Genomic DNA, 4791 nt, shown 5'->3' with positions numbered 1-4791 from the left:
GCCGCCCCGGCGGCCGCGGCCGCCGTCTCGCCGCCCTGCAAGGCGGCCGTCCCGGCCGCACTCGCGCCGAGCGCCAGGAGCACAAGGCCGGTGACGCGCCGCCCGCGACCGGGTGCGGAGCCGGAAGCGGGGGCAGGGTCGGGGGTGGGGCGGGGGACGGGGGTGGAGCCGGGGACGGGGGTGGAGCCGGGGGCCGGATCGGCGGCGCGGGCCGGATCGGAGCCGGAAGACTTCTTCGTACTGCCGGTGGCCAACGGTACGACGAGCCGGGCCACGCCCGCCGTCAGCCCCGCCCCGGCCAGGGCCGCGGCGAACAGCCAGGGCGGCGTGGGAAGTTCGAGGCCGTCCGGGACGACACCGCGGGTCTTCAGGGCGGACCAGAGCGCCAGGAAGACCGGCACGGAGCCGAGCGCGCCCAGCGCCGCCGCCGCGCCCGCGACACGGAGGACCTCGCGGCCGACGGCCGCGCGTACCTGACGGCGCGTGGCGCCGACCTTGTGCAGCAGGTGGAGTTCCGGGGCGCGTTGGCGCAGCGCCTGGGCGACGAGCGAGCTCAGGACGAGGACGGCGACCATCAGCACGGTCCCCGAGACGGCGGCCGTCATCATGAGGAGTTCGGTGCGCGCCGGGCCCGCGGCGAGGTGTTCGGCGCCGCCGCGCCCGTCGCCCGTCAGCGCCCGCAGGGGCCGCCCGGCGGCCACGTCCACCAGGCCCGCCCGGTCCAGGGCCGCGCGCACCCGTGCGTACAGGGTCTCCGCGGAGACGCCCGGCTCGCCCAGGACCCCGATCGCGTCGACGGCCCCGGGGCGTCCGGCGAGGGCCCGCGCCCGGTCGGCCGTGAAGTAGAGCGCGTCCGGCCCGTCCGCGACCCCGACGACCCGATGGCCCGCGATCGGCCGCCGCCCGAGCGCGCCTCCCGCGACGACCTCGCCGGGCCGCTCGGGCGCCCGGCCCGAGAGCAGCCGGTACGGGGCGAGGCGCGCCGCGTCCCAGGAGCCGCCCGGGACGGACCGTTCCCCGGTCCGTACGACGAAGGCGTCGTCGGGCACGGCGGCCCGCACCCCCGGGACCGAGCGCAGCACCGCGACGGCCGCACGCGGCACCCGGACCCGCTCGGTCAGCCCGGCAGCCGTGGTCCGGGGTTCGCCGCCCCAGGGCTTCGCGGTCCGGCGCACCTCCTGGTCCCCGGCGACGACCACGCCCGCGGCCGCGTACCGCTCGACCCGCGCGTGCCCGATCCCCGCCGACCCGGCCGCCAGCGCCAGGCACCCGAGCAGCAGGGAGGTCACGGCGGTGGCGGCGAACACGGCCGCCCACGCCTTCCGGTGCGCCCGCAGCGAGCGCGCGGCCAGCAGCCGCTCGGCGACGCTCACCGCTGCCCCGCCAGGGAGTCGAAGGAACCGTGCACGGCGTCCGCGGGGCGACGGTCCGGCGCGCCGAGGGCCGCCCGCACGGATGCCGCGTCCGGCCGGTCGAGCGCGCCGACCAGCCGCCCGCCGTCGAGGAAGACCGCGCGATCGGCCCACTGTGCGGCGACCGGGTCGTGCGTGACGAGGACGACGGTGCCGCCGTGGTCGTCCACAGCGCGGCGCAGCAGCGCCAGGACGCCGTCGGCGGTCGCCGGGTCGAGCGCGGCGGTCGGCTCGTCGGCGAAGATCACCTCGGGCTCGGTGACCAGGGCCCGGGCGATCGCGACCCGCTGCCGCTCCCCGCCGGACAGCCGGGCGGGCGCCTCCGCGGCCCGGTCCGCGAGCCCGACGGCCGCCAGGCCGGCCTCCGCGCGCCCGTCGTCGGGGACGCCGGCGAGGAGCAGCGGCAGGGCGACGTTCTCCAGCGCGCTGAGCGTCGGTACGAGGTTGAGGGACTGGAACACGAAACCCACGCGGTCGCGGCGCAGCCGGGTCAGTTCGGCGGGCCGGAGCGCCGCGAGGTCGGCGCCCCCGATGCGTACGCTGCCCGCCGTCGGCCGCTCGAGCCCCGCCGCGCAGCGCAGCAACGTCGACTTGCCGGAGCCGGAGCAGCCCATGACGGCGACGAACCCGCCGCGCGGCACGGTCAGACTCACCGCGTCGAGCGCGAGCCCGGCGGCGCCGCCGTACGAGCGGCTCACCCCGTCGAGCGCGAGCGCGGCGCCGGAGTCGTGGAACCCGGCCGCCGCCCTCCGGTCGTGTCGTCGTCTGAAGCTGAACATCCCTGGCCTTCCCCGTGGTCGGACTCACCACGGAGAACGCTAGAAAAGCGCAGGTCACGAGGGCACCCAGCGAGCACCCGAAGGCAGGGTGTAGCCAGCTTCACCCCGGGAAGGGGTGCAGCCGGCCACACGCCGGGAACGGGTGCGCCCCGCCGGTCGGGAGACCGGCGGGGCGCATCACAGGGCAGCGGTGGCGTCGCGGCTCAGCGCCTGCGCCGCCGCGGCCCCTCGTCCTCGTCGTCGTGCGGGCCGAGCAGCTCGTCGGCGAGGCTCGGCAGGTCGTCGAGCGGGGTCTCCTCCGCCCAGTCGGAGCGCTGCCGCGGCCGGCCCTGCTCGTCCATCTGCGGGAGCTCGGCAGTCCGGTCGGCTGCGCCCTGCGGCTCGGGCTGCTCGTCGCGGAAGAAGCCCTGCGGCACCCGGTCGGCGGGGTCGGAGTCCCGTACGGGCGGCAGCACAGCGGTCTCGTCGACGGCGCGCGGATCACGCGGCTCGCGCGGGTCGCGCACCGGCGGCAGCACGGCCGTCTCGTCCGCGGCGCGCTGATCCGCCTGCGGAACCTGCGGCAGGACCGACGTCTCCTCCTCCGGCTTCACCACCGGCGCAGAAACGGTCTGCGTCACGTCGTCCGGCTGCACGATCGGCGTCGGCACGGTGACCTCGTTGGCGGACACGGTCGGCGTCGCCACCGTCACCTCGTTCGCGGACACGGTCGCGGCCGCCTCCGCCTCGGCGGCGGCCTTCCTGGCCGTCTCGGCAGCAGCCGCGGCGGCAGCGGCGGCCTGCGCCCTCTCCTCCGCGCGCGCCTTCTCCGCCTCGGCCCGCGCCTTTGCGTCGGCCTCCGCCCGCGCCCTGTCCGCAGCCTCCGCCTCGGCTCGCGCCTTCGCCGCGGCCTCCGCATCCGCCTGCGCCTTCGCCGCGGCCTCCGCCTCGGCGGCGCGCCGGGCCTCCTCCGCCCGCAGCAGCGCCTCCTCGGCCTTCCGCTGCTTCTCCAGGCGACGCGCCTCGGCCTCGGCCCTCAGTCGGGCCTCCTCCTCGGCCTGCTTGCGCAGCCGCTCCTGCTCCTCCTTGCGGGCCTTCTCCTCGGCCTCGCGCCGACGGCGCTCCTCCTCGGCGGCCTGGCGCGCCTCCTCGGCCCGCTGCCGGGCCTCCTCCGCCTGCCGTTCGGCCTCGCGACGGCGCGCCTCTTCCTCCTCGGCCTGCCGGCGCGCCTCTTCCTCGGCGCGAAGCTTGGCGAGCTGCTCCTGGCGCTCGCGCTCCAGCCGCTCCTCCTCCGCCTTGCGCGCGGCCTCTTCCTCGGCCCTGCGGCGGGCCTCCTCCTCGGCCTTGCGCCGCGCCTCCTCCTGGGCCTGCACCTCGGCCTCGGACAGCGGCAGCATCTGGTCGAGCCGGTGGCGTACGACGGTGGTGACGGACTCCGGCTCCTGGCCGGCGTCGACGACGAGGTAGCGGGCGGAGTCGGCGGCCGCGAGGGCGAGGAATCCGGCCCGTACCCGGGTGTGGAACTCCGGCGGCTCGGACTCCAGACGGTCGGGGGCCTCGGTGAAGCGTTCCCGCGCGGTCTCCGGAGAGACGTCGAGCAGCACAGTCAGATTCGGGACGAGCCCGCCGGTGGCCCAGCGGTTGATCCGGGCGACCTCGGTCGGCGACAGGTCGCGGCCGGCGCCCTGGTAGGCGACGGAGGAGTCGATGTAGCGGTCGGAGATGACGATCGCGCCGCGCTCCAGAGCGGGCTTGACCAGCGAGTCGACGTGCTCGGCGCGGTCGGCGGCGTACAGCAGCGCCTCGGCGCGGTGGGACAGCCCGGCGCTGGACACGTCGAGCAGGATCGAGCGGAGCCGCTTGCCGATCGGGGTCGCGCCGGGCTCGCGGGTGACGACGACCTCGTGGCCCTTGGCGCGGATCCACTCCGCGAGCGCCTCGACCTGCGTGGACTTGCCCGCGCCGTCGCCGCCCTCCAGGGCGATGAAGAAGCCGGTCGCGGCCGGGGCCTGGACCGGGTCGGCACCGCGCAGCGCGTCGCGCAGGTCGCGGCGGAGCGGGACGCCGGAGCGGTCGTCGGTCTTGGCGAGGACGATCACGGCGACGGGCAGCAGCAGCGCGCCGACCAGCATCAGGGTGAAGGCCGCGCCGCCGTGCGCGAAGACGAAGTCGCCGGAGGCGAGGCGGTGCGGGCCGATCGCGGCCGCGAGCAGCGGCGCGGCGATCGCGCCGAGGGCGATCGCGACCCGGACGACGGCCTGGAGGTGCTCGGTGAAGCGGGCCCGCCGGAACTCCTCGGTCTCCTGGTCGATCAGCGTGTGCCCGGTGTTCGCGGCGACGCCGGCCGCGTACCCGGCGATCGCGGCGATGCCGAGGACGGTCGCGGTGTCCGGGACCAGGCCCATGGCGAGCAGCGCGACGCCGGTGAGCGCGATCGCGAGGGCGAGCAGCCGGCGGCGCGAGAGGACGGTGAGGACGGCCGGGGCGGTGCGGACGCCGACGGCGACCGAGCCGGTCAGCGCGAGCACGAGCAGCGCATACGTGACGGGGCCGCCGGCCAGGTCGAAGGCGTGCAGGGCGGCGACGGCCGCGGCGGCGGCGATCGCTCCGGCGACGGCCGC

The 4791-nt window shown here is 77.7% G+C and carries 3 protein-coding genes; all 3 read right to left on the bottom strand.

Annotation, left to right across the window (positions count from 1 at the left end; translation table 11 throughout):
- A partial coding sequence (locus VIU94_RS42775) for an FtsX-like permease family protein (protein ID WP_331920793.1) occupies positions 1-1373 on the bottom strand: 1373 nt, incomplete at its 3' end.
- Positions 1370-2191 carry an ABC transporter ATP-binding protein gene (locus VIU94_RS42770; RefSeq protein WP_331920791.1) on the bottom strand — a complete coding sequence of 274 codons (822 nt, stop codon included), beginning with the start codon at positions 2189-2191 and terminating at the stop codon, positions 1370-1372. The genes VIU94_RS42770 and VIU94_RS42775, both read right to left, overlap by 4 nt.
- A 203-nt stretch (positions 2192-2394) precedes the next feature.
- Positions 2395-4791: dTMP kinase (tmk, locus tag VIU94_RS42765; protein WP_331920789.1), on the bottom strand; the 2397-nt coding region annotated here is incomplete at its 5' end.

Source organism: Streptomyces sp. (assembly GCF_036566765.1).
Lineage (GTDB): Bacteria > Actinomycetota > Actinomycetes > Streptomycetales > Streptomycetaceae > Streptomyces.
Note: the sequence above shows the minus strand (reverse complement) of the source record. Positions and strands in the feature narration are given on the sequence as shown.

What these genes read in the sequence shown, in the direction of transcription:
- VIU94_RS42770 (WP_331920791.1), bottom strand. Translation starts at nt 2,191, where the DNA reads ATGTTCAGCTTCAGACGACGACACGACCGGAGGGCGGCGGCCGGGTTC.